Origin of the sequence: Synechococcus sp. MW101C3 (assembly GCF_002252635.1) — a bacterium.
GTDB lineage: Bacteria > Cyanobacteriota > Cyanobacteriia > PCC-6307 > Cyanobiaceae > MW101C3.
Genome location: NZ_NQKX01000004.1, coordinates 193850 through 217272, shown reverse-complemented (window position 1 = coordinate 217272; position 23423 = coordinate 193850). Strand labels below are relative to the sequence as shown.

At 70.5% G+C, this 23423-nt stretch carries 25 protein-coding genes; 17 read left to right on the top strand and 8 right to left on the bottom strand.

What is annotated here, in order from left to right; translation table 11 throughout:
* Positions 1-483, bottom strand: coding sequence for an MSMEG_0572/Sll0783 family nitrogen starvation response protein (locus tag CJZ80_RS06505; RefSeq protein ID WP_094511252.1), 483 nt, complete (start codon positions 481-483; stop codon positions 1-3).
* Positions 484-643: 160 nt separating this feature from the next.
* On the opposite strand from CJZ80_RS06505, the gene CJZ80_RS06500 reads away from it, so the two are divergent.
* From CJZ80_RS06500 to glnT, 4 genes are read left to right on the top strand one after another with little or no spacing between them, the layout of a single operon-like run.
* On the top strand, positions 644-2074 hold the full coding sequence (locus tag CJZ80_RS06500; protein WP_094511250.1) for an MSMEG_0569 family flavin-dependent oxidoreductase: 1431 nt from the start codon (positions 644-646) through the stop codon (positions 2072-2074).
* A complete protein-coding gene (locus CJZ80_RS06495) occupies positions 2050-3075 on the top strand; it encodes a fatty acid desaturase (RefSeq protein ID WP_094511249.1) in 1026 nt (341 codons plus the stop codon). The genes CJZ80_RS06500 and CJZ80_RS06495 overlap by 25 nt, the downstream gene beginning before the upstream one ends.
* Positions 3072-4061 (top strand): alpha/beta fold hydrolase, encoded by a 990-nt coding sequence (locus CJZ80_RS06490; protein ID WP_233132874.1) that lies wholly within the window; start codon positions 3072-3074, stop codon positions 4059-4061. The genes CJZ80_RS06495 and CJZ80_RS06490 overlap by 4 nt, the downstream gene beginning before the upstream one ends.
* Positions 4062-4102: 41 nt before the next feature.
* The gene (gene glnT / locus CJZ80_RS06485) at positions 4103-5344 is read left to right on the top strand and encodes a type III glutamate--ammonia ligase (protein WP_094511248.1); all 1242 of its coding nucleotides are present in this window, start codon (positions 4103-4105) and stop codon (positions 5342-5344) included.
* A 2-nt stretch (positions 5345-5346) separates the two neighbouring features.
* On the opposite strand, the gene CJZ80_RS06480 is transcribed toward glnT, so the two are convergent.
* Positions 5347-5901, bottom strand: coding sequence for an antibiotic biosynthesis monooxygenase (locus tag CJZ80_RS06480; RefSeq protein WP_094511573.1), 555 nt, complete (start codon positions 5899-5901; stop codon positions 5347-5349).
* 29 nt (positions 5902-5930) lie between these two features.
* Between CJZ80_RS06480 and CJZ80_RS06475 the strand changes: the two genes are divergently transcribed.
* Both CJZ80_RS06475 and CJZ80_RS06470 read left to right on the top strand, forming a co-directional pair.
* Positions 5931-7118, top strand: coding sequence for an MFS transporter (locus CJZ80_RS06475; protein WP_094511247.1), 1188 nt, complete (start codon positions 5931-5933; stop codon positions 7116-7118).
* The gene (locus CJZ80_RS06470; protein WP_094511246.1) at positions 7115-8383 is read left to right on the top strand and encodes a chloride channel protein; all 1269 of its coding nucleotides are present in this window, start codon (positions 7115-7117) and stop codon (positions 8381-8383) included. Before CJZ80_RS06475 ends, CJZ80_RS06470 begins: the two co-directional genes overlap by 4 nt.
* Before the next feature lie 5 nt (positions 8384-8388).
* Here the strand turns inward: CJZ80_RS06470 and CJZ80_RS06465 are convergent, their stop codons facing one another.
* Positions 8389-8829, bottom strand: a complete 441-nt coding sequence (locus CJZ80_RS06465; RefSeq protein WP_094511245.1) for a hypothetical protein — start codon at positions 8827-8829, stop codon at positions 8389-8391.
* Positions 8829-9140 (bottom strand): DUF3721 domain-containing protein, encoded by a 312-nt coding sequence (locus CJZ80_RS06460; protein ID WP_233132873.1) that lies wholly within the window; start codon positions 9138-9140, stop codon positions 8829-8831. The genes CJZ80_RS06465 and CJZ80_RS06460 overlap by 1 nt, the downstream gene beginning before the upstream one ends.
* Before the next feature lie 196 nt (positions 9141-9336).
* On the opposite strand from CJZ80_RS06460, the gene CJZ80_RS06455 reads away from it, so the two are divergent.
* From CJZ80_RS06455 to CJZ80_RS06445, 3 genes are read left to right on the top strand one after another with little or no spacing between them, the layout of a single operon-like run.
* Positions 9337-9939: a hypothetical protein gene (locus CJZ80_RS06455; protein ID WP_094511244.1), complete on the top strand. Its 603-nt coding sequence runs from the start codon at positions 9337-9339 to the stop codon at positions 9937-9939.
* Complete coding sequence (locus tag CJZ80_RS06450) at positions 9936-10199, top strand: MoaD/ThiS family protein (protein ID WP_233132872.1); 264 nt, start codon at positions 9936-9938, stop codon at positions 10197-10199. Before CJZ80_RS06455 ends, CJZ80_RS06450 begins: the two co-directional genes overlap by 4 nt.
* Positions 10200-10204: 5 nt before the next feature.
* Positions 10205-10678 carry a molybdenum cofactor biosynthesis protein MoaE gene (locus CJZ80_RS06445; RefSeq protein ID WP_233132871.1) on the top strand — a complete coding sequence of 158 codons (474 nt, stop codon included), beginning with the start codon at positions 10205-10207 and terminating at the stop codon, positions 10676-10678.
* 9 nt (positions 10679-10687) lie between these two features.
* Here the strand turns inward: CJZ80_RS06445 and glp are convergent, their stop codons facing one another.
* The 3 genes from glp to CJZ80_RS06430 are packed head-to-tail and all read right to left on the bottom strand — an operon-like array spanning position 10688 to position 13052.
* Entirely contained in the window at positions 10688-11959 is a 1272-nt protein-coding gene (glp, locus tag CJZ80_RS06440; RefSeq protein ID WP_094511243.1) for a gephyrin-like molybdotransferase Glp, read from the bottom strand.
* 13 nt (positions 11960-11972) lie between these two features.
* On the bottom strand, positions 11973-12488 hold the full coding sequence (moaC, locus tag CJZ80_RS06435) for a cyclic pyranopterin monophosphate synthase MoaC (protein WP_094511242.1): 516 nt from the start codon (positions 12486-12488) through the stop codon (positions 11973-11975).
* Positions 12489-12503: 15 nt separating this feature from the next.
* Complete coding sequence (locus CJZ80_RS06430) at positions 12504-13052, bottom strand: DM13 domain-containing protein (RefSeq protein ID WP_233132870.1); 549 nt, start codon at positions 13050-13052, stop codon at positions 12504-12506.
* Between the two features lie 30 nt (positions 13053-13082).
* On the opposite strand from CJZ80_RS06430, the gene CJZ80_RS06425 reads away from it, so the two are divergent.
* The 8 genes from CJZ80_RS06425 (at position 13083) to CJZ80_RS06390 (ending at position 23033) form a co-directional block, all read left to right on the top strand.
* A complete protein-coding gene (locus CJZ80_RS06425; protein WP_094511241.1) occupies positions 13083-13679 on the top strand; it encodes a sigma-70 family RNA polymerase sigma factor in 597 nt (198 codons plus the stop codon).
* Complete coding sequence (locus tag CJZ80_RS06420) at positions 13676-14404, top strand: anti-sigma factor domain-containing protein (RefSeq protein WP_094511240.1); 729 nt, start codon at positions 13676-13678, stop codon at positions 14402-14404. Before CJZ80_RS06425 ends, CJZ80_RS06420 begins: the two co-directional genes overlap by 4 nt.
* Before the next feature lie 13 nt (positions 14405-14417).
* Entirely contained in the window at positions 14418-15416 is a 999-nt protein-coding gene (arsS, locus tag CJZ80_RS06415) for an arsenosugar biosynthesis radical SAM (seleno)protein ArsS (RefSeq protein WP_198948258.1), read from the top strand.
* Entirely contained in the window at positions 15413-17635 is a 2223-nt protein-coding gene (locus tag CJZ80_RS06410; protein ID WP_094511239.1) for an FAD-dependent oxidoreductase, read from the top strand. The genes arsS and CJZ80_RS06410 overlap by 4 nt, the downstream gene beginning before the upstream one ends.
* Positions 17636-17678: 43 nt before the next feature.
* The gene (locus CJZ80_RS06405) at positions 17679-18926 is read left to right on the top strand and encodes an MFS transporter (RefSeq protein ID WP_094511238.1); all 1248 of its coding nucleotides are present in this window, start codon (positions 17679-17681) and stop codon (positions 18924-18926) included.
* 52 nt (positions 18927-18978) lie between these two features.
* Entirely contained in the window at positions 18979-21123 is a 2145-nt protein-coding gene (gene ppk1 / locus CJZ80_RS06400) for a polyphosphate kinase 1 (RefSeq protein WP_094511237.1), read from the top strand.
* 219 nt (positions 21124-21342) lie between these two features.
* Positions 21343-22320 (top strand): RpoD/SigA family RNA polymerase sigma factor, encoded by a 978-nt coding sequence (locus tag CJZ80_RS06395; protein ID WP_094511236.1) that lies wholly within the window; start codon positions 21343-21345, stop codon positions 22318-22320.
* Positions 22321-22331: 11 nt separating this feature from the next.
* Entirely contained in the window at positions 22332-23033 is a 702-nt protein-coding gene (locus CJZ80_RS06390; protein WP_233132885.1) for a dolichol kinase, read from the top strand.
* Here the strand turns inward: CJZ80_RS06390 and CJZ80_RS06385 are convergent.
* A complete protein-coding gene (locus tag CJZ80_RS06385; protein ID WP_315855867.1) occupies positions 23024-23338 on the bottom strand; it encodes a hypothetical protein in 315 nt (104 codons plus the stop codon). The two genes, CJZ80_RS06390 and CJZ80_RS06385, sit on opposite strands and share 10 nt — an antisense overlap.
* Positions 23339-23423: the final 85 nt, after the last annotated feature.

The following is a 23423-nucleotide window of genomic DNA, read 5'->3' as shown; positions in this document are numbered from 1 at the left end:
TCAGAGCGTCCAGGTGTCGAGGATGAAGGCGCCTTCCTTGCGGTGCATCAGCACGATGTCGAGCACATCGAGCGGATTCACCGGGGTGATGCCCGCCATCAGCGCCCCCTCGCCATGGCCGTAGAGGGCCTGAAGGGCGAAGCGGCAGGCATACACCTTGCCGCCCTGGTCCATGAACTTCTGCAGGCGGGCGTTGAAGTTGAGGTGGCCGTCGAAGGCGGCATCACCGAGCTTGGGGAAGCCGCGCTGCACTCCGAGGGTGACGCCAGGCCCGTAGAGAAGGATCGAAGTCTCGAAGCCCTTGTTGATCAGGCGGCTGGCCTGCAGCAGGTTCACCAGGCCGATCGAGCCTTCGAACGCCACGGTGTGAAAGGTGATGAGCGCCTTTTCGCCCGGTTCCGCCTTCACATCGGGGAACACCTTCTCCTCGTAATCCACGAGGAAATCGCCAGGTTGATTGGCGGGGCGGGTGACCTCAGGCATGAACCGGCGACCTGCGAAGGAAACAGCGTCACGACCATGCACCAGGCCTGTGTGAACTTACGTAGCAGGAGGCACCAAACGGCAGAGCCCGTGCTGGCCTGCGATTTGGTCTTGATTGCTACCGGGCCGCCCCTCACGGCAACTCACGATGAGGAGGGTGATGGCCTGGCCGCGCCACTGTCTTCCTCCCCTTCGCCGCCTGCCCGTGGGGTCAGCCTCCACCTCACCCGCCGCTTCTGCCGCTGAGACCATCGCTGCGTCTCCCGGTGGCACACCTGCGCAGAGCGCGGCAACCGACGGCGCTGCCGCCCCCGTCACGGCGCCGGTGGTGGTGATCGGCGGCGGCCAGGCGGGGCTGTCGGTGGCGAGCTGCCTGCAGCAACGGGGCATTGAGGCGCTCGTGCTGGAGCGCCACCGGGTGGCCCACGCCTGGGAGCAGCAGCGCTGGGATTCCTTCTGCCTGGTCACCCCCAACTGGCAGTGCCGCCTGCCCGGCTTCCCCTACGACGGCGATGATCCCGACGGCTTCATGGGCCGTGAGGCGATCGTCGACTACGTGCGCCGCTTCGCCGAACGTTCAGCCATCACCGTGCGGGAGGGGGTGAGCGTGGAACGGCTGGTGCCCAGCAGCAATGGCTACCGCCTGCTCACCAGCGCCGGCGTGGTCGACACCGAGCAGGTGGTGATCGCCACCGGCGCCTACCACCACCCGCGCCGCCACCCGATGGCCGAGCGGCTGCCCGGCAAGGTGCTCCAGCTCGATGCCCGCGACTACCGCCATCCCGATCAGCTGCCGGAGGGCCCGGTGCTGGTGGTGGGCAGCGGTCAGTCGGGCTGCCAGATCGCCGAAGATCTCTTCCTGGCCGGGCGTCGCGTGCACCTCAGCGTGGGTTCGGCGCCCCGTTCGCCGCGCCGTTACCGCGGCCGCGACGTGGTGGAGTGGCTGGAGCGGATGGGGGTCTACGACACCCCGATCGACGCCCATGCCGATCCCCGCGCCATCCGCCACAAGACGAACCACTACCTCACGGGCCGGGACGGCGGCCGCGAAATCGACCTGCGCCAGCGGGCCAGCGAAGGCATGGTGCTGCATGGCCGGCTGGAGCGGATCACCGCAGCGGGCCTGAGCTTTGCCGACAACCTGGCCGCCAACCTGGATGCGGCCGATGACGTGTACACCCGCATCCGCGCCAGCATCGACGCCTACATCGCCGCCAACGGCCTCGACGCGCCGCTGGAGCCGCCGTACCAGCCCTGCTGGCGTCCTGCCCCGAGCCGCGAGCTCAGCTTGATCGACCTCTACAAGGAGCCGCTGGCCGCCGTGATCTGGTGCACGGGTTACCGCTCCGATTTCAGCTGGGTGGAAGTGCCGGTGTTCGATGGCAGCGGCGAACCGGTGCACCACCGGGGCATCACCCAGGCCGAGGGGCTCTATTTCATCGGCCTGCCGTGGCTGCACACCTGGGGCTCGGGCCGCTTCTGCGGCATCGGCGGCGACGCCGATCACCTCGCCCAACGGATCCAGCAGCAGCTGCAGCCTCGCGGCAGCCGGACGGAGCCGCTGGAATGCACGGCACTGCTCGGCTCATGACGGCTGTGGACCATCCAGCGGCGACCCCTTCCGTGGACGACCATCCAGGGGCGACCCCATCAACCGACGCCAGCGCCCTGATCCCCGCCGCTGAGCTGCGCGAGCTCAATGGCCGCTCCGATCGGGCCGGCTGGCTGCAGACCCTCTCCCATGCGGCGCTGATCCTGGCGACGGGCTGGGTGTGGGGCGACGAGCGGCTCAGCCTGCTGCTGCGCCTGCCGGCCCTGCTGCTGTGCGGCTGGGGCCTGGCCTTCGCCTTCTGCGCCATGCACGAATGCGGCCACCGCACCGCCTTCGCCAGCCGCGCCGTCAACGACGCCGTGGCCTGGTGGGCGGGGGTGCTGAGCTTCTACAACGCCGACTTCTACCGCCGCTACCACCAGTGGCACCACCGCTACACCCACCAGCCGGGTCTTGATCCCGAGCTGGAAGACCAACCGCCGACCAGCCGCTGGGCCTACCTGCTTGAACTCAGCGGCCTGCCCTGGTGGAACGCCAAGCTGCGCGGCCATCTGCGCGGCCTGCGCGGTGAGTTCAGCGCCAACCCCTACATCCCCGCCGATGCGGCGCCAGCGGTGCGCAGCTCCCTGCTGAAGCAGGCGGCTGTCTACGGCGTGCTGCTGCTGCTGTCGGTGCCGGGGGGCAACGGCTTTCTGCTCTGGCACTGGCTGCTGCCGCTGGCACTGGGGCAACCGCTGCTGCGTTTCGTGCTGCTGGCTGAGCACGGCGGCTGCGACACCGGCACCAACGGCCTGAGCAACACCCGCACCACCAGCACCCTGGCGCCGCTGCGCTGGCTGATGTGGAACATGCCGTTCCACGCCGAGCACCACCTGTTCGCCTCGGTGCCGTTCCATGCCCTGCCGGCGGCCCACCAGTGGCTGGCGCCCCAGCTGCGTCATCTGGATCCGGGCTACCTGGCGGTGCATCGCCGCTTCCTGGCCGATCCGTCGCTGCTGAAGCTGCCCGCCGCCCCCACCCTCCAGCCGCAGCCGGTTTGAGCGCCCCGGCGTCCAGCGGCGACCGCCACTTCCCGCTGGGGCCGTTCCGCTTCCACTGCGGCCAGACGCTGCCGGATGGCTGGCTGTCGTACCGGGTGTACGGCACGCTCAACCCACAGCGCTCCAACCTGGTGCTCTACCCCAGTTCCTACGGGGCCTGGCCGGAGGACATCGAATGGGTGGTGGGCCCGATCCTCGACCCGGAACGCTGGTGCGTGGTGCTGGTGAGCCAGTTCGGCAACGGCCGCTCCAGCAGCCCCAGCAACAGCGCCATGGGGCTGGCGGAAGACGGCTGGGTGATCCACCACAGCGACAACCTGCGCGCCCAGCAGCAGCTGATCCAGGGGCTGTTCGGGGTGGAGCAGCTGGCGCTCGTGTACGGCTGGTCGATGGGGGCGCAGCAGGCGTACCACTGGGGCGCCCTGGCCCCGGCGGCGGTGGAACGGCTGTTCTGCCTCTGCGGCACGGCCCACACCACCCCGCATAACCGCCTGTTCCTGCTGAGCCTGCGCCAGGCCCTCACCGCCGATCCGGCCTGGGACGGCCACCGCTTCCGCGCCAGGCCCGAGCAGGCTCTGCGCACCTTCGCGCTGATCTACGCCAGCTGGGCCGCCAGCCAGGCCTATTACAAGGAAGGGCGACACCTGGTGCAGGGCATCGCCAGCGTGGAGGAGGCGGTGGAGCGCAGCTGGCTGCCGGCCTACCGGCGCCATGATCCCCATGACCTGATCGCCATGCTCGATGCCTGGCTGGCCAACGCCCTGCCGGCACCGTTGAGCGCCATCCGCGCCCGCACCACCGTGCTCGCCGGCAGCCACGACCTCTATTTCCCCCCCGACGACTGCGCCGCCGAAGCCCGTCAGATTCCCGGCGCCCACTTCGCGGTGATCGATTCGGTGCTGGGCCATCGCGCCGGCAACCCCCGCGACGCGCCAGCCGAACAGGCCTTCATCCGCAGTGCCCTGGAGCGGCTCTGCGACGACTGACGCCGGCCCTGACCCCCATCCCTTTCACCCCCACCGCTTCGATGACCGACCTGGCCCGCTTCGCGACCGATCGCGGCATCCGCCACGTGCTCTTCTCGTTCACCGATCTGTTCGGCGTGCAACGGGCCAAGCTCGTGCCGGTGGCGGCGGTGCAGGAGGTGGCGGCCGCCGGTGCCGGGTTCGCCGGCTTCGCCGCCTGGCTGGCCATGACCCCCGCCGACCCCGACGTGCTGGGCCTGCCGGACACCTCCAGCCTGATGGTGCTGCCGTGGCAGCGGGATGTGGCCTGGGTGGCCACCGACCTGCAGGTGGGCGGCCTGCCGCTGGAGCAGTCGCCGCGCTGGGTGCTGAAGTGCCAGCTGGAGCGGGCCGCGCGGCTGGGCTACCACTTCCGCACCGGTGTGGAGGCGGAATTCTTCCTGCTGCAGCCCGGCGGCGCCGCGATCGCCGATGGCGACGACAGCCAGAGCAAGCCCTGTTACGACCAGCTGGCGCTGATGCGGCAGTACCCGCTGATCGGCGGCCTGCTCGATGGCATGGGCGACCTGGGCTGGGGGCCCTACCAAGCCGATCACGAGGATGCCAACGGTCAGTTCGAGCTCAACTGGACCTACGCCGACGCCCTGGTCACCGCCGACCGCCATGCCTTCTTCCGGGTGATGGCGCAGGCGATGGCCGAGCAGCACGGCGCGCGGGTGAGCTTTTCGCCCAAGCCATTCGCCTCCCTCACCGGCAACGGCGCCCACCTGCACCATTCGCTCTGGAACGCCGACGGCCACAACCTGTTCCACGATCCACGCGGGCCGTTGGGCCTGTCGGCGCTGGCCTACAAGTTTCTGGGCGGGTTGCTGGAGCATGCGCCAGCGCTTTGCGCACTCACCAACCCGGTGGCCGAGAGCTACCAGCGGCTCGGCGGTCTGCACACCACCTCCGGCTCCACCTGGTCACCGGGCTGGATCAGCTACGGCGGCAACAACCGCACCCACATGGTGCGCATCCCCGACGACCAGCGGCTCGAGCTGCGCCTCGCCGATGGCGCCGCCAACCCCTACCTGCTGCCGGCGGCGGTGCTGGCCGCCGGCCTCGATGGCATCGAGCGCAACCTCGATCCCGGCCCCCGTGAGGATGCCAACGCCTACACCGATCCGCCGATCGGCCGGGCGCGGTCGCTGCCGGGCAGCGTGGAGGAGGCGCTGGAGGCCTTCGCCGCCGACCGGGTGCTGCGGCAGGCACTGGGCGAACCGTTCTGCCAGGCCTATGAACAGCTGCGGCGGCAGGTGTGAGCTCAGGCGCGCGGGTAGAGCCAGCGGCGGAACAGCCGCGTCACCCTTGGCATCACCACGTAGGTCATCAGGGTCACCGTCGAGGCGGTGACCAGCAGGGTGCGCAGCAGGGGGTTCAGCTCCCGCACCAGGGGCGAAAGCACCAGGCTGATCAGGTTGATCAGCAGGAAAATCGTGAGGGTGGTGATCACCACCATCTTGTAACGGGGCGGCGGCGGCACCCCCGGCTGCCGGGGCAGGGTGAACCAGGTTTCCAGCCCGCTCAGCACGGAGATCTGCGGTGGCTCCTGCGTGTGCTCCGCCACGCGCGCCAGCAGGGCCTGGCGCTGCGGCGACACCTCCCAGCGGCGCAGCTGGCTGAGACGCGCGAACTTGAACACGATCCGGTAAGTGGAATCGTGCTCATCCACCGGGCGGTACACATTCACGCCCAGATGGCCCTCACAGCAGCGGGCGGCGGCCACCAGCTCGCTCAGGGCCGCCTCGAAAGCTTCCGTGCGGCCAGGCTTCACCCGCTGCAGCACATCGACAGTGACGGCGGGATCCTCGTGGGCCATGCAGCGCAACCCTCAGCGGGTGAGGGCGGATGAGCAACCTGGCCGTGATTCTGTACGTGTGTCTGGGTGCGGCGCTCGGCCAAACCGGCCTGTTCATCGATCTGCCCTCCCTGCCGCAGCTGGCCAGTGACTTCGGCGTCGATGCCGCCGCCACGCAAACCACCGTCACCGCCTACGCACTCGGCTACGGCGCCTCCCAACTGATCTGGGGGCCGCTCTCCGATCGGCACGGTCGCCGGCCGATCGCCCTGGCCGGGCTCTGGATGTTCATCACCGCCAGCCTGCTGCTGGCCGTGGTGCCGGGCTTCGAGCCGTTCCGGCTGCTGCGGGTGGTGCAGGGGATCGGGGCCGGCTGCGGCACCTCGGTGTCGCGGGCGGCGCTGCGGGATGTGCTGAGCAACCGGGAGCTGGCGCGGGCGATGTCGTTCGCCAGCATCAGCTTCGCGCTGGCGCTCGGCTTCGCCCCCTTCGTGGGTGGTCTGATCGGGCGCGCCACCAGCTGGCGGGTGGATTTCCTGCTGGTGGCGGCGCTGGGGCTCGCCACCGCCCTCTACCTGGCCCGCGCCCTGCCTGAGTCGCTCAGCCGGGAGCTGGCGGCGGCCGCCACCCGTCCATCCGTGGCGGCGATCGGCCGCGGCTACCTGCGGCTCGCCGTGGATGCCCGTTTCCTGCTGCCGTCGCTGATCGCCACCGTCGCCACCGGCATGATCGCCCTGTACGACGCCGCCAGTCCCTTCATCTACGAGACGCGCTTCGGTTTCGACGCAGCGGGCTTCGGCTCCCTCTCGCTCGGGCTCACCGTGGCCTACATCGCCGGTGCGCTGATGGTGGTGCGGTTCGTGGTGGCCAGGGGGCAGCCGTGGCTGCTGCGCTTCGGGCTGGGGGCAATGCTGCTCGGTGGGCTGCTGATGGTGGCGCTGGGGCTGGGCGGCTGGTTCAACACTTTCTCCCTGTTCCTGCCGATGCTGGTGATCACCTTCGGCGCCAGTGTGCTGGTGCCGATCGGGCTGGCGATGCCGATGCAATCCTTTCCCGCCCAGGCCGGGCAGGCCTCCGCGCTCACCGGCTTCCTGCAGCAGGAGGGCACGGGGCTGCTGGTGCTGATCGCCACCGTGCTGCCCGCCAGCTCCCAGCTGCCGCTGGCGCTCACGCTGCTCGCCCTGGCGCTGGTGCTGGGGCTGCTGGTCCGCTCCTACACCCGCCTCACCCCGGCATGAACCGCTTCGCCTTCCCGCTCTGCCTGTTGCTGGCCGGTGCGCTGATCGGCCTGGCGGAACTGCCCTACCAATGGCTGTCGGAGCTGGGCTTCCGGCTGCAGCGGCTCTGGCCACTCGGCGGCGACGGGGCGCTGGATCCCCTGCTGGTGCTCGCGCCGGCTGGGGCCACGCTGCTGTTTGTGCTGCTGGCCTGGGGGCCGCTGGCAGCGGGCCGGGGTGGTGGGCTCACCGGTGTGATGGCGCTGCAGACAGCCCGCAGCGACGCCGAGCGCGAGCGCGCCCTGGCCCCCCTGTCGCTGCGCCACCAGCTGGCCCGCCTGCCCCTGTTGGCCCTCACCCACCTGGCCGGGCTGAGCGTGGGCACCGAATCGCCCTCCGCCGCCCTCGGTGCGGCCCTGCTGCTGGCGCTGCGGCGCCGGCTGGTGCCACTGCAGCAGCTGCCGCTGGCGCTCACCGCGGCGATCGGCGGTGGTGCCGGTCTCGGGGCCGCCTTCCGCTCCCCGCTGCTGGGTGCCGCCTACGCGCTCGAAGAGCTCAGCGCGGTGTCGGGCTTCAACCTGGTGATGCCCACCCTGGTGCTCGCCGGCATCGGCACCCTGTTCACCACCGGTCTGGGCCAGCCCGCCCGCCTGGCGGAAGGGGTGGCGGTGGCCATGGCGGCCGAGCTGCTGCCGCTGGCCCTGCTGATCACTGTGCTGGCGGCGCTGGTGGGGGTGGTGCTGGTGCGCCTGCTGGTGCCGCTGGCCCAGTGGCTCGGCCCCTGGCTGCGCTCCAGGGGGCTGCCGCTGGCGGTGGCGATCGCGGCGCTGTTCACCTTGCTGGCGATGGCCAGTGGCGGCATCAGCCTCAACGACGGCTCGCTGGCGCTCGGCCCGGCCCTGGCCGGCACGGCCGACAGCCCCTGGTGGGCGCCGCTGCCGCGGCTGCTGGGGCCCCTGCTGAGCATCGCGATCGGTGCACCGGGCGGCCTGATGCACGACTCCATGAGCCTGGGGGCGGTGCTGGTGGGCCCCTGGCTGCAGCAGCTGCCGGCGGAGCAGCAGGCGGCGCTGGCCGCGGTCGCCGCCGCCGCGGCGTTCAGCGGCGCCTGCCGCACCCCGCTGTTCTGCGGCCTGTTCGTGTTCACGCTGCAGGGCAATGCCGCCGTGCTGCCCTGGCTGCTCACCGCCGCGGCGATCGCCGCCTCCATCGGCCGCTGGCTCGGCGGCATCAGCTGGAACGAAGCCCAGACCGAAGCCTTTCTGCGGGCAAGCGCCAAAGGCTGAGGCCGCTAGTGCGCGCCGTGGCCGCCGGGATGTTCGCTGCAGGGCATCCACAGCTCGCCCATGGCATGGACGCCTTCGCAGCCGAGTTCCTTCGCCTTCTGCAGCGCCGTTTCCTTGCTGGGGTAGGCCATCAGGGCCGCGGGCGGCGGCGCGGCGCCGTGGTGATGGTGCACGCGCGCCGGGATCGGCCCCTGCCGGAATGGCCCCATGCCCTCAAGGCCCGTCCACCACACGCCCATCACATTGACGCCGGCCACGACCACCCCCATCCCCACCACGCAGAGGTTGATCACCCCCATGCCCACGGCCCCGAGGCTCACCACCCCCATCGGCACCACACCGATGCTCACCACCCCCATCGGCACGATGCCGATCGAAATGATCCCCAGGGGGGCGATGCCGATGGCCACCAGCTTCGGCTTGGCGCCGCACGCGGAGTCGTCCATCAATGCGAGTGACCGCCGTGCTGGCCGCCACTCTGTTGACCGCCTTTCTGGCTGCCGCCGGCGGGAGGGTGGCTGGCGCAGGCCATCCAGACGTTGCCCATGCGGTGGGCCCCCTTGCAACCGAAGCGAGGCGCTGCTGCCTCGGCCTCCTGCTGGGTGGCAAACACGGCCTGCACGCCCCCGTCCTTGGCAGAGCTGGGGGTGCTGCCGGCCATCGCCGGGCCCGCGCCGCCCAACAGCAGGGTGAGACCCACGAGGGACAACATCCGCAGGCGCAAGCCGTCTCCGCAGACAACAAAGGATCCGCTCATCGAGGCTGACCAGGATTCATCGCAGGGCTGAATCTAGATAGGGCTGCCTATGGACGAACGGGCTGAGGGACGTGGGTGAGCAGCAAGATGGGAGGACCGCAGGCAGTGGACTCCCTCCGCTGCCATCGTGGTGGCGAACTGCCTGCGGATGCTTGCTCGCCGATCTGCGCCCTGCCGTGTCCCTGGACCTACCGGCATGAGCCTCTCCGCCAGCACTCCCCCCAACTGGGTCGATGACCGCACGGCGCTGGGGCGGCTGATTGCGGCGGTGCTGGCGGTGGAACCGCTGCGGCAGCTGCTGTTTCTGCAGGCGCGGCGCATGATGATCCGCACTGCCGAAACACGGGGCATCCCCTGGCGGCAGCGCCGGGAGGAGTTGCGCCGTCAGGCGGAGCCGCTGCTGGAGGCCTGCACCAACCCGGCCACGCAGATCCCCGCCTACTACCGCGCCCGCTTCCACGCCTACCAGGAGGGCAACCTCTGCTGGCTCGCCGACTGGCTGGAGCGGTACGGGCATGGCGGCGTGCGGGTGAGCGGGCTGGATCTCTCCCCCCAGAGGCTGGCGGTGGTGCGGGTGCGTGATGCCGGCGGGCGCGTCCACGCCTGGCTCCATGCTGCCGCCGAGGCCATCCGCGCCATGCCGCCGCCGCTGGCAACCCTGCTCAAAAGCACCGAGCCCTACCTGGAGGACGACTTCCGCCTCGACCTGCCGGCGGCACTCAGCGAGGCCGGTTTCGTGGGGCTGCGCCGCGTCGCCTCCGACCATCGCCACCGGGTGCTGGTGGCCACACGTCCGTGACCGCCAGCGTGAACTCCACCGTGATCACCGTGCGGCTGTTCGCCGCGCTCAGGGAGCAGGCCGGCTGGGCGGAGCGCCGTGTGGAGCTGCCCGCCGGCGCCCCGGCCCCCACCCCGGCGAGTCTGTGGCCGCAGCTGGGGCTGGGAGAGACGCTGCCGTCCCAGGTGCGAGTGGCCGTGAACCAGGTGTTCGCCGGGGTTCACCAGCCGCTCGCGCCCGGCGCCGAGGTGGCCTTCCTGCCACCGATCAGTGGGGGTTGAAGCCGGTGGCTGATCCGCTCCCCGACACCGGCGCCCTGCAGCTGCAGCTGCACCCGGAACCCTTCGACCCGCTCGTCGCACTCGCCGACTGGCAGCGGAGCCTGGCGGCCGGCGGCGCCGAGCCCGCTGCTGCCGAAGCCCATTTCATCGGCCGGGTGCGGGGCATCACGGCGGCAGGGGCGCCGCTGGAGGCCCTGGAACTGGAGCATTACCCCGGCATGACGGAAGCACAGATCGCCCGCCTCGCCGCCGACTGCGCCCAGCGCCATGGCCTGCGGGCGGTGCGGGTGGATCACCGCGTCGGGCGGGTGCTGCCGGGGGACACGATCGTGCTGGTGGCAGTGAGCGCCGACCGCCGCGGCCCGGCCCAGCGCGGCGGCCAGGAGCTGCTCGAAGCGCTCAAGCACGAGGCCCCGTTCTGGAAGCGGGAGTGGAGCGGCGGCGTGGGCACCTGGGTGGCCGGCAACACGGCCTACTGAGCTAGGCGCTCAGAAGATCGGCAGGCGCAGCAGCTGGGCCCACAGCTCGCTGCCGGCCGCCAGCGTGCCCAGCTCGGCCGGGATCTCCAACAGCAGGTCGGCGCCCTGGAGCGAACCGATGCGGGAGGAGGCCTGGCTGCCCTCCACCAGCGCCAGCAGCTCCCCCTCCGGGCCCACCTGCAGCCGGGCGCGGGCCAGCTCGGGGCGGCCGGCTCCACGCTTGAGCTCCGCGGCCAGCCGCACCTTCAGGCGCGGCAACGGCTGCACCGGCGCCCCCTCCAGCACCTGCAACGCCGGCACCAGCAGCTGCAGGGCGGTGATCGCCGCGGCCACCGGATTGCCGGGCAGCCCGAACAACGGCACGGTGCCGTCTGCGCCGGGCCGCTGCAGCTGCCCGAAGGCGAACGGGCGGCCGGGTTTGAGGAACAGCTTCCAGAAGCTCACCTGCCCCAGCTCCTCCAGCAGCGGCCGGATCCAGTCGCTGTCGCCCGCCGACACGCCGCCGGTGCTCACCACCACATCGCAGCTGGCGGCCAGTTCCAGCAGGACGGCGCGCAGGCGCTCGGGCGCATCGGCCACCACCCGCTGCTCGGCCACCTCCACCCCCAGGCGCGCCAGCAGCGCCGCCAGCAGGGTGCCGTTGCTCTCCCAGATCTGACCTGGCCCGCGCGGGCTGCCGGCCGGCACCAGCTCATCACCGCTGATCAGCAGCCCCAGCCGGGGCCGGCGCCGCAGCGCCAGGGTCGCCACACCGCAGCTGGCCAGCCGGCCCAGATCAGCGGGGCCCAGCCGCACCCCGGCGGCCAGCAGTTCCTGGCCGGGTGCGGCCTCTTCCGTGGCGGCGCGGATCCAGGGGTTAGGGCCCGCCTCTCGCACCAGGCTCAGGCGCTCGCCATCGGCCTCCACCAGCTCCTGGGGCAGCACCCGGCTGGCCCCCTCCGGCAGCGGCGCACCCGTGAGGATGCGGATCGCTTCCCCCTCCAGCAGCGGCGCGGCGTAGGGGGCGCCCGGCGCCGAGCGTCCCACCAGGCGCCAGGAGTGTCCCACCTGCGGGACACTGGCCGCGGCCAGGGCGTAGCCATCCATGATCGAGGCGCGGAAGCCCGGCACCGCTGCAGCCGCCAGCACCGGCGCCGCACTCACGCGGCCCAGGGCCTGCGCCAGCGGCAGCGTCTCGCTGCCGGCCAGGGGCGTGAGCGCGGCCAGCACCTGGCGGCGGGCCTCCTCCAACGGCAGGCCTTCGCGGGGGTAGGGCTCAAGCGGGGCCGCACTGTTGCTCATCGGGGGTGACGGCTCAGGAGGGCACGGCGCCGGGATGGGACCAGCTGCCGTGGCGTCCTCCCGTCTTGCTCAGCAGCCGCACCGGGCCGATGGTCATGGCCGGATCGGCGGATTTGACCATGTCGTAGAGGGTGAGCAGGCCCACCTGCACGGCAGTGAGCGCCTCCATCTCCACGCCGGTGGGGCCGGTGGTGCGGGCGGCGGCTTCCAGACGCAGGCCGCGGCCATCGGCGCTGGGCTCGATGCGCACCTCCAGGCCCGTGAGCGCGATCGGGTGGCAGAGGGGGATCAGCTCCCAGGTGCGCTTGGCGCCCTGGATCGCCGCCACCCGCGCCACCGCCAGCACATCCCCCTTGGCGGCGCGGCCTTCGAGCACCAGCGCCAGCACCGCCGGATCCATGGCGATGAAGCCCTCGGCCACGGCGCGGCGATCGCTGGCGGGACGGTCCCCCACCTCCACCATGTGCACCTCACCGCTGGCGTTGAGGTGGCTGAGCTGGGTCGGGGCCGCATCCATGGCGCCGATCATGGCGCCTCCGGGCGCCTATTTCGCGGGCTGAATCGGTGCCCAGGCCATGGTGGCGTTGAACTGGCGGCACCAGATCAGCACCGACTTCTGCTTGCTCAGATCGATCGAGGCGGGGATCACGTAGGTCTGGCCGCCCTTGCTGGCCTTGAGCGGCGCCAGCACGGTGTAGCTGCCGGGCTTGAGCGGGTAGGCGGGCGGCTTGCTACCGGCCAGGGGGGTGGCCGAGGGGCTGAAGGCCACCTTCAAGTCGGGGGCCATGTCGTTGGTCTTGAAGTCCCTGCTGAGCATCAGCAGCCGCTTGCCACCCTCGTTCTTAATCACGAAGCCGCCGCTCACCGGTGCTTCGGCCTTGATGAAGGTGCCCCGTTGCTGCTGGGGCTCCATGGCCTGCGCCGCCAGCATGGTGGTGCCGCTGAGCACCAGCGCCGCGGCAGCGCGGCTGACGCTGGAAAGGGAAAACGTGATCACGGAACGTTCGAGGCCAAAGGGTGCGGAGGGGATACCGGTGACCGGCAGCGGCGGTTTGCCGGCCGCCGCTGACCAACGCCGCTGGCCCCGCCCCATCCGATCCGGGAGGTCAGCGGTATCCCCACCATGCCGTTCCGATCCACCCTCACCGTGCCCGTGAGCCGCTCCGAAGCGGAGGCCGCCGCCACGCCGCCCCAGCCTGCCGGCAGCGGGCAGCACCAGGATCTGGCCGCCCTCTACGACAGCTGCGGCGCGCCGGTCTACCGGCTGGCGCTGCGCCTGTGCCGCTCCCCGCAGGAAGCCGAGGACCTCTGCCACGACGTGTTCGTGCGCTACTGGCAGCAGGGCCGCTATGACCCGAAGCGGGGCCCGGTGCTGGCCTACCTGCTGCTGATGACCCGCTCGATGGCGTTCAACCGCATCCAGCAACGCCAGAACCGCTGGCAGCTGGTGCAACGCTGGTCGTCCCAGCTGTTCCCGGCCGCCGTGCGCAACCCGCAGGACTGCGCCGAGGCCAACGACCTGGCCGGGCGGGTGCGCTCCGCCCTGGAGACGATCCCCGCCAACCAGCGCCAGGTGCTGGAGATGGCCTATTACGAGGGCCTGAGCCAGTCGGCGATCGCCGAACGGCTGCAGTTGCCGCTCGGCACCGTGAAAACCCGCGCCCGGCAGGGGCTGATCCGCCTGCGGACGCTGCTGATCGATTTCCACCCCCAGCCATGAGCAGCGACCACCCGCTCAGCCACCACGACGCTGCAGGCGAACCACTCGACGTGGAGGCCCTGCTGGCCGGCCACGCGCTCGGCGACCTCGACGAAGCGGAGCGCGGCCAGCTGGCCGAACTTCTGCGCCAGCAACCTGCCCTGCGCCAGCGGCTCGATGAATTCAGCACCACCCTGGAGCTGCTGCCCCTGGCCCTGCCCGCCACCAGCACGCCGCCGGCTGCCCTGCGGCAGCGGCTGCTGGCGCGCCCGGCCACGCCACGTCTGCCCGGCCTGATCGCCGCCGCGCTCGGCCTCGGTCTGCTGGCGGTGGGCGTGCAGCTGCACCGCACCCAGACCCAACTGGCCCAGCTGCAGCAGCAACTGGCCACCAGCGGTGCGCCGCTCAGCGCGGTCAGCCGGCAGATGCCGCTGCGGGCCATGGCGGGCGCAGGCGCGGGCGCCGCCAGCGGCACGGTGATCGTCACCGGCAACCCCAGCCACAACTTGCTGCTGGTGGACGGGTTGCCGCCGCCGCCGCCTGATCACACCTACCGGCTCTGGGCCAAGGTGAACGACCGCCTGGTGGGCTGTGTGCCCTTCGTGCCCGACGCCAGGGGCCATGTGGCGATGCCGATTCCCACCTCCCCCACCAGCCAGGCCAGCAGCGTGTCGGTCAGCGTCGAGCCGCTCGGTGGCCACGGCGCCAGGCCCGCAGGCCGTCAGGTGCTCGGCGACACGATCTGACCCCAGCCGCGCGATGTCCGCCCCGTCCCCCAGCCCGATCCGGCCCGCCATGGCCGCCACCGCCTTCCCGGCGCTGCACCGCCAGGGGCTCGACACCCTGCAGGTGAACCTCACCTACCGCTGCAACCAGGCCTGCGTGCACTGCCATGTGAACGCCGGGCCCAGCCGCACCGAAAGCATGACGGCGGACACCCTGGCGCTGATTCCGCCGGTGCTGGCGGCCCGCGCCGTGCGTTGCCTCGATCTCACCGGCGGCGCACCAGAGCTGCACCCCCAGTTCCGGGACTTGGTGCGCCGCGCCCGCGCCCTAGGGGTGGAGGTGATCGACCGCTGCAACCTGACGATCCTGCAGGAGCCGGGCCAGGAGGATCTGGCCGCCTTTCTGGCCGCCGAGGGGGTCACGGTGGTGGCATCACTGCCTTGCTACCTGCAGGACAACGTGGAGCGCCAGCGGGGCTCCGGCGTGTTCCGGCGCAGCATCGACGGCCTGCGCCAGCTCAATGCCCTCGGCTACGGCCAGCCGGGCACGGACCTGGAGCTGAACCTGGTGTTCAACCCCCAGGGGCCGGTGCTGCCGCCGGAGCAGGAGCCGCTGGAGGCCGACTACCGGCGCGTGCTGGCGGCCGACCACGGCGTGGTGTTCAACCGCCTCTATGCCCTGGCGAACATGCCGGTGCAGCGGTTCGCGGCGGTGCTGAGCGCCCAGGGGCAGCTGGAGGGCTACCTGGAGCTGCTGCGCCGCAGCCATCGCGACGCCAACCTGGAGCAGGTGATGTGCCGCCGGTTGATCAGCGTCGACTGGCAGGGCCACCTCTACGACTGTGATTTCAACCAGCAGCTGGGCCTGAGGCTCGCGGGCGATCCGGCCGGCCCGGCGGATCCCGCCGGTCGCCCCCACCTGCGTGACCTGCTGCGGCGTGACCCCAGCGGCGATCCGATCCAGGTGGCCGACCACTGCTTCGGCTGCACCGCCGGCAGCGGCTCCAGCTGCGGCGGGGCGCTGGCGGCTTGACGCGCACCGCCGCTGCGGGCGGCGCCTGGCGCTGGCTGCTGCTGCTGGCGCTGGCTGTGCTGGTGGCGCTGTTCTTCCTGCTGGACCTGCCCCAGGTGCTCAGCGTCGAGGGCCTGCGTGACGCCCGCACCGGCCTGCTGGTCTGGCGCCAGCAGGCCCCGCTCAGCGCCGCCGCCGCCTACGCCCTCGCCTATGTGCTGATCACCGGGCTCTCCCTGCCCGGCGCCGCCGTGCTGACCCTGGCCGGAGGGGCGGTGTTCGGGCTGGGGCTCGGCACCCTGCTGGTGTCGTTCGCCTCCAGCGCCGGCGCCACCATCGCCTTCCTGCTGGCCCGCACCCTGCTGCGCCAGCCGGTGCAGCAGCGTTTCGGCGCGCGGCTGGCGCCGATCGAGGCGGGCCTGCGCCGCGACGGGGTGCTCTACCTGCTCAGCCTGCGGCTGGTGCCCGTGGTTCCCTTTGTGCTGGTGAACCTGGTGATGGGGCTCACGCCGCTGCCCGTCCGCTCCTTTTATCTCGCCAGCCAGATCGGCATGCTGCCCGGCACCCTCGTCTACGTGAATGCCGGCACCCAGCTGGCGCAGCTGCGCGGCCTCGAGGGGATCCTCACGCCGCCGCTGCTGCTGTCGCTGGTGCTGCTGGGGGCCTTCCCCTGGCTGGCGCGGCTGGCGCTGGAGGGCTGGAAGCGCTGGAGGCTCTACCGCCCCTGGAGGCGGCCGGCCCGCTTCGATCGCAACCTGATCGTGATCGGCGCCGGCGCGGCGGGGTTGGTCACGGCTTACATCGCCGCCGCCGTGAAGGCGAAAGTCACCCTGATCGAAGCCGATCGCATGGGCGGCGACTGCCTCAACACCGGCTGCGTGCCCAGCAAGGCCCTGATCGCCACGGCCCGTCAGGCGGCGCGCATGCGCCGGGCGGATCGCTACGGCCTCACCCCCCACAACCCCAGCGTGTCGCTGCCGCAGGTGCTGGAGCGGGTGTTCGCCAAGGTGGCGGCGGTGGCCCCCCACGACAGCGCCGAGCGCTACGAAGGGCTGGGGGTGGAGGTGCTGCGCGGCCATGGCCGCCTGATCGACCCCTGGACCGTGGCGATCCGCAAGGGTGACGGCAGCGAGGAGCAGCGGCTCACGGCGCCGGCGATCGTGCTGGCCACCGGCGCCAGCCCGGTGCTGCCGGATCTGCCGGGCGCCGACGCAGTGGGTCTGCTCACCAGCGAAACCCTCTGGCAGGCCCTGCGCAACTGCCCACTGGCGTCGCCGCGCCTGGTGGTGATGGGGGGCGGACCGGTGGGTTGTGAACTGGCCCAGGCTCTGGCCCGCCTGGGCGCCCGGGTCACCCTGCTGCAGCGGGGCCCGCAGCTGCTCAGCCGCGAAGACCCCGACGCTGCCGCGCTGGTGCTCCAGGCCCTGGAAGCCGACGGGGTGGAGGTGCTCACCGGCTGCACGGTGCGGGGCTTCGAGCGGCGGCCACAAGACGCTGACGGCGGGCAGGCTGACGGCGGAGCGAAGGTGGTGCTGATCAGCACCGGCCCTGCCGAGGCGCCCGTGCACAGCGAACGGCTGTGCGATGAGGTGCTCTGCGCCATCGGCCGGCAGGCGCGGCTGAGCGGCTATGGCCTGGAGGAGCTGGGCATTCCCACTGGCCGCACGATCGACACCAACGGCGCGCTGCAGACCCTCTTCCCGAACATCTACGCCGCCGGCGATGTGGCCGGCCCCTGGCAGTTCACCCACACCGCGGCCCACCAGGCCTGGTACGCCAGTGTCAACGCCCTGTTCGCCCCGTTCCGCCGCTTTCAAGTCGATGGGCGGGTGATTCCGCGCGCCACCTTCACCGATCCGGAAGTGGCCGGGGTGGGGCTGAATGAAGCGGAGGCCGCCCGGCAGGGGGTGGCGGTGGAGATCACCCGCTTTCCATTGCAGGAGCTGGATCGGGCGATCGTGGAAAGCGCCGAAACCGGCTTCGTTAAGGTGCTCACCCCGCCCGGCAGCGACAGGATCCTGGGGGTGACGATCGTGGCGGAGCAGGCCGGCGAACTGCTGGCGGAATTCGTGCTGGCGATGCGCTGGCGGCTCGGCCTCGGCCGCATCCTCTCCACCATCCACGCCTACCCCACCTTCTCGGAAGCCAGCAAGTACGCCGCCGGGGTCTGGAAACGGGCCCACGCCCCCCAGCGCACCCTGGCGCTGCTGCAACGCTTCCACAGCTGGCGCCGCGGCTAAGGGCTCCCATGGGAAGGTATGGGCACTGCCGCGCGTTGATGCCATGGGTTGGCCGCGCCCTTCCACCCGCTTCTGCGTCTTTCTCACCCTGCTGAACGACAGGCTGGGCGAGAGCATCGTGTTTCCGCTGCTGCCCTTTCTGCTGGCCAGCTTCACCAGCGATGGCCGCACGCTGGGGCTGCTGGCGGGCAGTTACGCCCTGGCCCAGTTCCTGTTCACGCCGCTGATCGGCGCCCTCAGCGACCGCTTCGGGCGGCGGCCCGTGATCGCCGGCTGTGTGGCCGGCTCGGTGCTCGGCCTGGGCGGTTTTGCGCTCACGCTGGCGGTGCCCTGGCCGGCGGGCAGTGCCTGGCCGCTGCCGCTGCTGTTCGTGGCGCGGCTGATCGATGGCGTGAGCGGCGGCACGGCCGCCACCGCCGGTGCCGTGCTGGCCGATATCAGCCCACCGGAGAAGCGGGCCAAGGCCTTCGGCCTGATCGGCGTGGCCTTCGGGGTGGGCTTCATGCTCGGCCCTGCCCTGGGGGGGCTGCTGGCGGAGATCAGCCTCACCCTGCCGTTGCTGGTGGCCGTGGCCGTGGCGGCGGTGAACCTGGTGCTGGTGCTCACCGCCCTGCCGGAAACCCATCCACCGGAAGCACGCCAGGCGCTGCCGCGCAAGCGCGAGCTCAACCCGCTCAGCCAGCTGAGCAAGGTGTTCAGCAACTCGCAGGTGCGGCGCCTGTGCCTGGCCTTCTTCCTGTTCTTCCTGGCCTTCAACGGCTTCACCGCCGTGCTGGTGCTCTATTTCAAGGAGATGTTCGGCTGGGGGCCGGGCCTGTCGGCCGCGGCCTTCCTGGTGGTGGGCGTGGTGGCCACGCTGGTGCAGGGGGGCCTGATCGGACCGCTGGTGAAGCGGTTCGGCGAATGGCGGCTCACGATGGCGGGGCTGGGCATGGTGATCGCCGGCACGCTGCTGGTGCCGTTGGCCACTCCCGCCACCGCCCAGCCGCTGGTGTTCATCGCGGTGGCGGTGCTGGCGGCGGGCACCGGTCTGGTCACCCCCAGCCTGCGCAGCCTGGTGTCGCGGCGGCTCGACAGCGGCGGCCAGGGCGCTGCCCTGGGCAGCCTGCAGGGCCTGCAGAGCCTGGGCAGCTTCATCGGCCCGCCGCTGGCGGGGGTGGCCTATGAACTGATCGGCGAAAAGAGCCCGTTCTGGTTGAGCATCGTGCTGCTGGCGGGCGTGGCGGTGCTGATCGCCTTTGGGTTACCCCAAGCCGGGGCGCAAAGGCAAGCAACCGCTGTACAGAAGTGATGCAGGTTGCTGGCTACGTTGGTGCCGGCACAGGTCCTGAGGGCAGTGGGTGATGCGTGAACCAGTGGTGGCCCCGGAGCTCTACATCAACCGGGAGCTGAGCTGGATCGCCTTCAACAGCCGGGTGCTGGCCCAGGCACTCGATCCCCGCACGCCGTTGCTCGAACAGGCGAAATTCAGCGCCATTTTCAGCAATAACCTCGATGAATTCTTCATGGTGAGGGTGGCCTCGCTGAAGTCGCAGCTGGAGGCGGGTGTGGACACCCTCAGCGACGACGGTCTCACCCCGAAGCAGCAGCTGCAGGCGATTCATGAGCGGCTGCGGCCGCTGCTGGAACAGCAGCAGGCGCACTATCGCGGCCACATGAAGCGCAGCCTGGCGGAGCACGGCGTGCACCTGCTCGACTACCAGCGGCTCAACAAGGCCCAGAAACAGTGGGCCGACGACTACTTCAAGACGGCGATCTTTCCGGTGCTCACCCCGCTGGCGGTGGATCCGGCGCACCCGTTTCCGTTCATGAGCAACCTGAGCCTGAACGTGGCGGCGTTGATCCGCGATCCGGACACCGGCCAGCAGCAGTTCGCCCGGGTGAAGGTGCCGCAGAAGAACCTGCCGCGCTTCGTGGAAATCCCCACCGAGCTCAGCGGCCGCAACGCCAAGGACGTGGTGTACTGCGCCGTGCCGCTCGAGCAGGTGGTGGCCTTCAACCTGCAACTGCTGTTCCCCGGCATGACGATCGAGGGGCACTACTTCTTCCGCATCACCCGCGACGCCGACCTGGAACTGCGGGATCTGGAGGCGGACGATCTGATGGAGGCGCTGCAGGAAGGCCTGCGCAAGCGGCGGCGGGGCGGCGAGGTGGTGCGCCTGGAGGTGGCCGATGAGATGCCCGAGGAAGTGGTGGAGCAGCTGGTGGAAGCCACCGATGTGGAACCGGAAGACCTCTACCGGATCAATGGCCCCCTGGGCCTCGACGACCTGATGAGCCTGCTGGCCATTCCCCTGCCCCAGCTCAAGGACAAACCGCACATCGGCCGCACCAACGTGGCCCTGGCACGCACCCAGAAGAGCCGCCTGGAGGATGGCTCACTCAAGGCCGAAGACTTCCAGAGCATCTTCGCGGTGCTGCGCCGCAACGACGTGCTGCTGCACCACCCTTACGACCTGTTCGCCACCTCGGTGGAGGAATTCATCAACCAGGCCGCCGATGACCCCTCGGTCATGGCGATCAAGATGACCCTCTACCGCACCTCCAAGAATTCGCCGATCATTTCGGCGCTGATCCGGGCGGCCGAGAACGGCAAGCAGGTGATGGCGCTGGTGGAGCTGAAGGCTCGCTTCGACGAGGACAACAACATCCAGTGGGCCCGCCAGCTGGAGCGCTCCGGAGTCCATGTGGTGTACGGGGTGCTCGGCCTCAAGACCCACACCAAGATCATGCTGGTGGTGCGCAAGGAGAAGGAGCGGTTGCGCAGCTACGTGCACATCGGCACCGGCAACTACAACTCCAAAACCTCCAGCCTCTACACCGACATCGGCCTGCTCTCGGCGAACGAGGACCTGGGCAAGGATCTGGTGGAGTTGTTCAACTACCTCACCGGCTTCTCCAAGCAGCAGAGCTTCCGCCGCCTGCTGGTGGCGCCGGTCACGCTGCGCAAGGGCATGGAGGGGCTGATTCAGCGTGAGATCGACCATGCCCGCGCCGGCCTGGGCGGCTCGATCCGGGCAAAAATGAATTCGCTGGTGGATCCGCCGATCATCGCCCTGCTCTATGCGGCCTCCCAGGCCGGGGTCACTGTTGAGCTGGTGATCCGGGGCATGTGCAGCCTGCGGCCGGGCGTGCCCGGCGTGAGCGACAACATCAAGGTGGTGAGCGTGATCGGGCGCTTCCTGGAGCACTCCCGCCTGTTCCGCTTCGGCAATGGCGGCGAACCGGAAATGTATTTCGGCAGCGCCGACTGGATGCCCCGCAACCTGGATCGGCGGGTGGAAGCGGTGGCACCGATCAAGGATCCGGCCCAGCACTTAGTGCTGGATCGGCTGCTCGATACGTATCTCAATGACAATGTCGCCGCCTGGGACATGCAACCCGACGGCACCTTCATCCAACGGCAGGCGGAAGGGGAGGAGCATTGCGCCCAGCTGGATCTGATCAACGGCTGGCGCACTTCGCTGCAACCCTCAGCAAACGCCTGAGCCCGGATCAGGGTCTGCGCACAGCGGCGGCCGCTGCCCCTGGCGGGCGGCCGCCGCTCAACGTGGCGAAACACAGGCCACCACAACAGGCACGCCGCGCGCGAATAATTGAGAAACAAAGATGTGACGACTTATTTGTGGCGAAAGTAACCGATTCATTACCCTTTCATCGGTATGCCTCTGCTATGTTCCGGCCACAACTAGCAGGAGGCCGGGGTGATGGGGACACCTCCGCGATCCACATCTGCAGCTTCGGCTGCGGGCGGCGGCATCAAGCCACCGCCGCGGGTGGGTCAACAGCGGTCCAGTGGGCGCTTGAGCGTCGATTCGATCGGCTGGTATCTCAGCAACATCGGCCGTGTACCACTTCTTACGGCGGCTGAAGAGATTGAACTGGCGCATCACGTGCAGGGGATGAAACGCCTGCTCGAATTGCCTCCCGAGAGTCTCACCGTGCGGCAGCGGCACCAGATCCGCATGGGCACCCGTGCCCGCGACCGCATGATGGCCGCCAACCTGCGGCTGGTGGTGAGCGTCGCCAAGAAGTACCAGAACCAGGGCCTCGAGCTGCTCGATCTGGTGCAGGAAGGGGCGATCGGGCTGGAGCGCGCCGTCGACAAGTTCGATCCGGCCATGGGCTACAAGTTCTCCACCTATGCCTATTGGTGGATCCGCCAGGGCATGACCCGGGCGATCGACAACAGCGCCCGCACGATCCGGCTGCCGATCCACATCTCCGAGAAGCTCTCGAAGATGCGGCGCATCACCCGCGAGCTGTCGCACCGCTTCGGCCGCCAGCCCAACCGGCTGGAGCTGGCCCATGCCATGGGCATGGAGCCCCGCGAGCTGGAGGAGCTGATCGCCCAGAGCGCTCCCTGTGCCTCCCTCGACGCCCACGCCCGCGGCGAGGAAGACCGCAGCACCCTGGGTGAGCTGATCGCCGATCCGGCCAGCCACGAGCCCATGGACCACATGGACCGCAGCCTGCAGAAGGAGCACCTGGGCGCCTGGCTCTCCCAGCTCAATGAGCGGGAGCAGAAGATCCTCAAGCTGCGTTTCGGCCTGGAGGGCTCCGAGCCGCTCACGCTCGCCGAGATCGGCCGCGCGATCAATGTGTCGCGCGAACGGGTGCGCCAGCTGGAGGCCAAGGCGATCATGAAGCTGCGGCTGATGAGCAACTTCCAGCAGGCCGCCTGAGGCCCTTGGCGCTGCCGCTCTGGTGGGAGGGGCTGGGCGAGGAATGGCGGCAGGCCCTCGGGGTTGCCGCCGTTCTGTTGTGGCTGGCGCTGGTGGTGCTGCTGGCGTTGCAGACCCGGGCGCGCTGGCCGCAACGGGCGGAGTGGAGCCGCAAGGTGCTGCACATCGGCACCGGACCTGTGGTGCTGATCGCCTGGGGGCTGGGAATCGAGCGCTGGATCGCCCTGCCGGCGGCGGCGGCGGTCACCGTGGCGGCGGCGCTGAACCACCGCTTCCGCCTGCTGCCGGCGGTGGAGGACGTGGGCCGCGCCAGCTACGGCACCGTGGCCTACGGCGCCGCCATCACCACCTTGCTGGCCCTGTTCTGGCCGCAGCGCAGTGATGCGGTGGCGGCCGGGGTGCTGGTGATGGCCTGCGGCGATGGGTTGGCGGGCCTGCTGGGGGCGTCGATCGCGTCGCCGAGCTGGACGATCGCCGGCCAGCGCAAATCACTGCTGGGCACTAGCGCGATGGGGCTGGTGAGCCTGGCGGTGCTGGCGGCCCTGCGGCTGGCCCTGCAGGCGGGCGGCGGGCTGGGCCCGTCGCTGCCGGCGCTGGTGGCGATCGCGGCGGCGGCGATGCTGCTGGAGCAGTTCGCCTTGCTGGGCATCGACAACCTGGCCGTGCCGGTGGCGGTGGGCCTGCTCTGGAGGTTGCTCGGCGCTCAGGCCTGAAGCATGCGCTCGCAGCGGTGGCGCCAGTCGTCGCGGGTGCCCAGGCCCGCCACGATCAGCCGGTCGCTGGGCTCTTCCCGCAGCCGCAGCTGCCACTGACGGATCACCTCGGCGCGCTCCATCCACACGTTCAGCACGGTGCGCTGGATGCCTTCAGGATCCCAGCCCCGCTGCTGCGAGGAGGCCAGGGCCCAACCGAGCAGGTCGTCGAGCTGAAAGGGGCGGAAGCCGGCGAAGACGGGGCCGCTGTGGCCGGCGGCGGAAGATGTCTGCTCCAGATAGAACATCTGCAGCGGCTCTGACAATCCGCAGAATTGCAATAGATAAGACATACCGCCTTCCCTGCAACGTGGTGAAGGCAAATTAGGGAGATTCACTCCAGCGACTGTT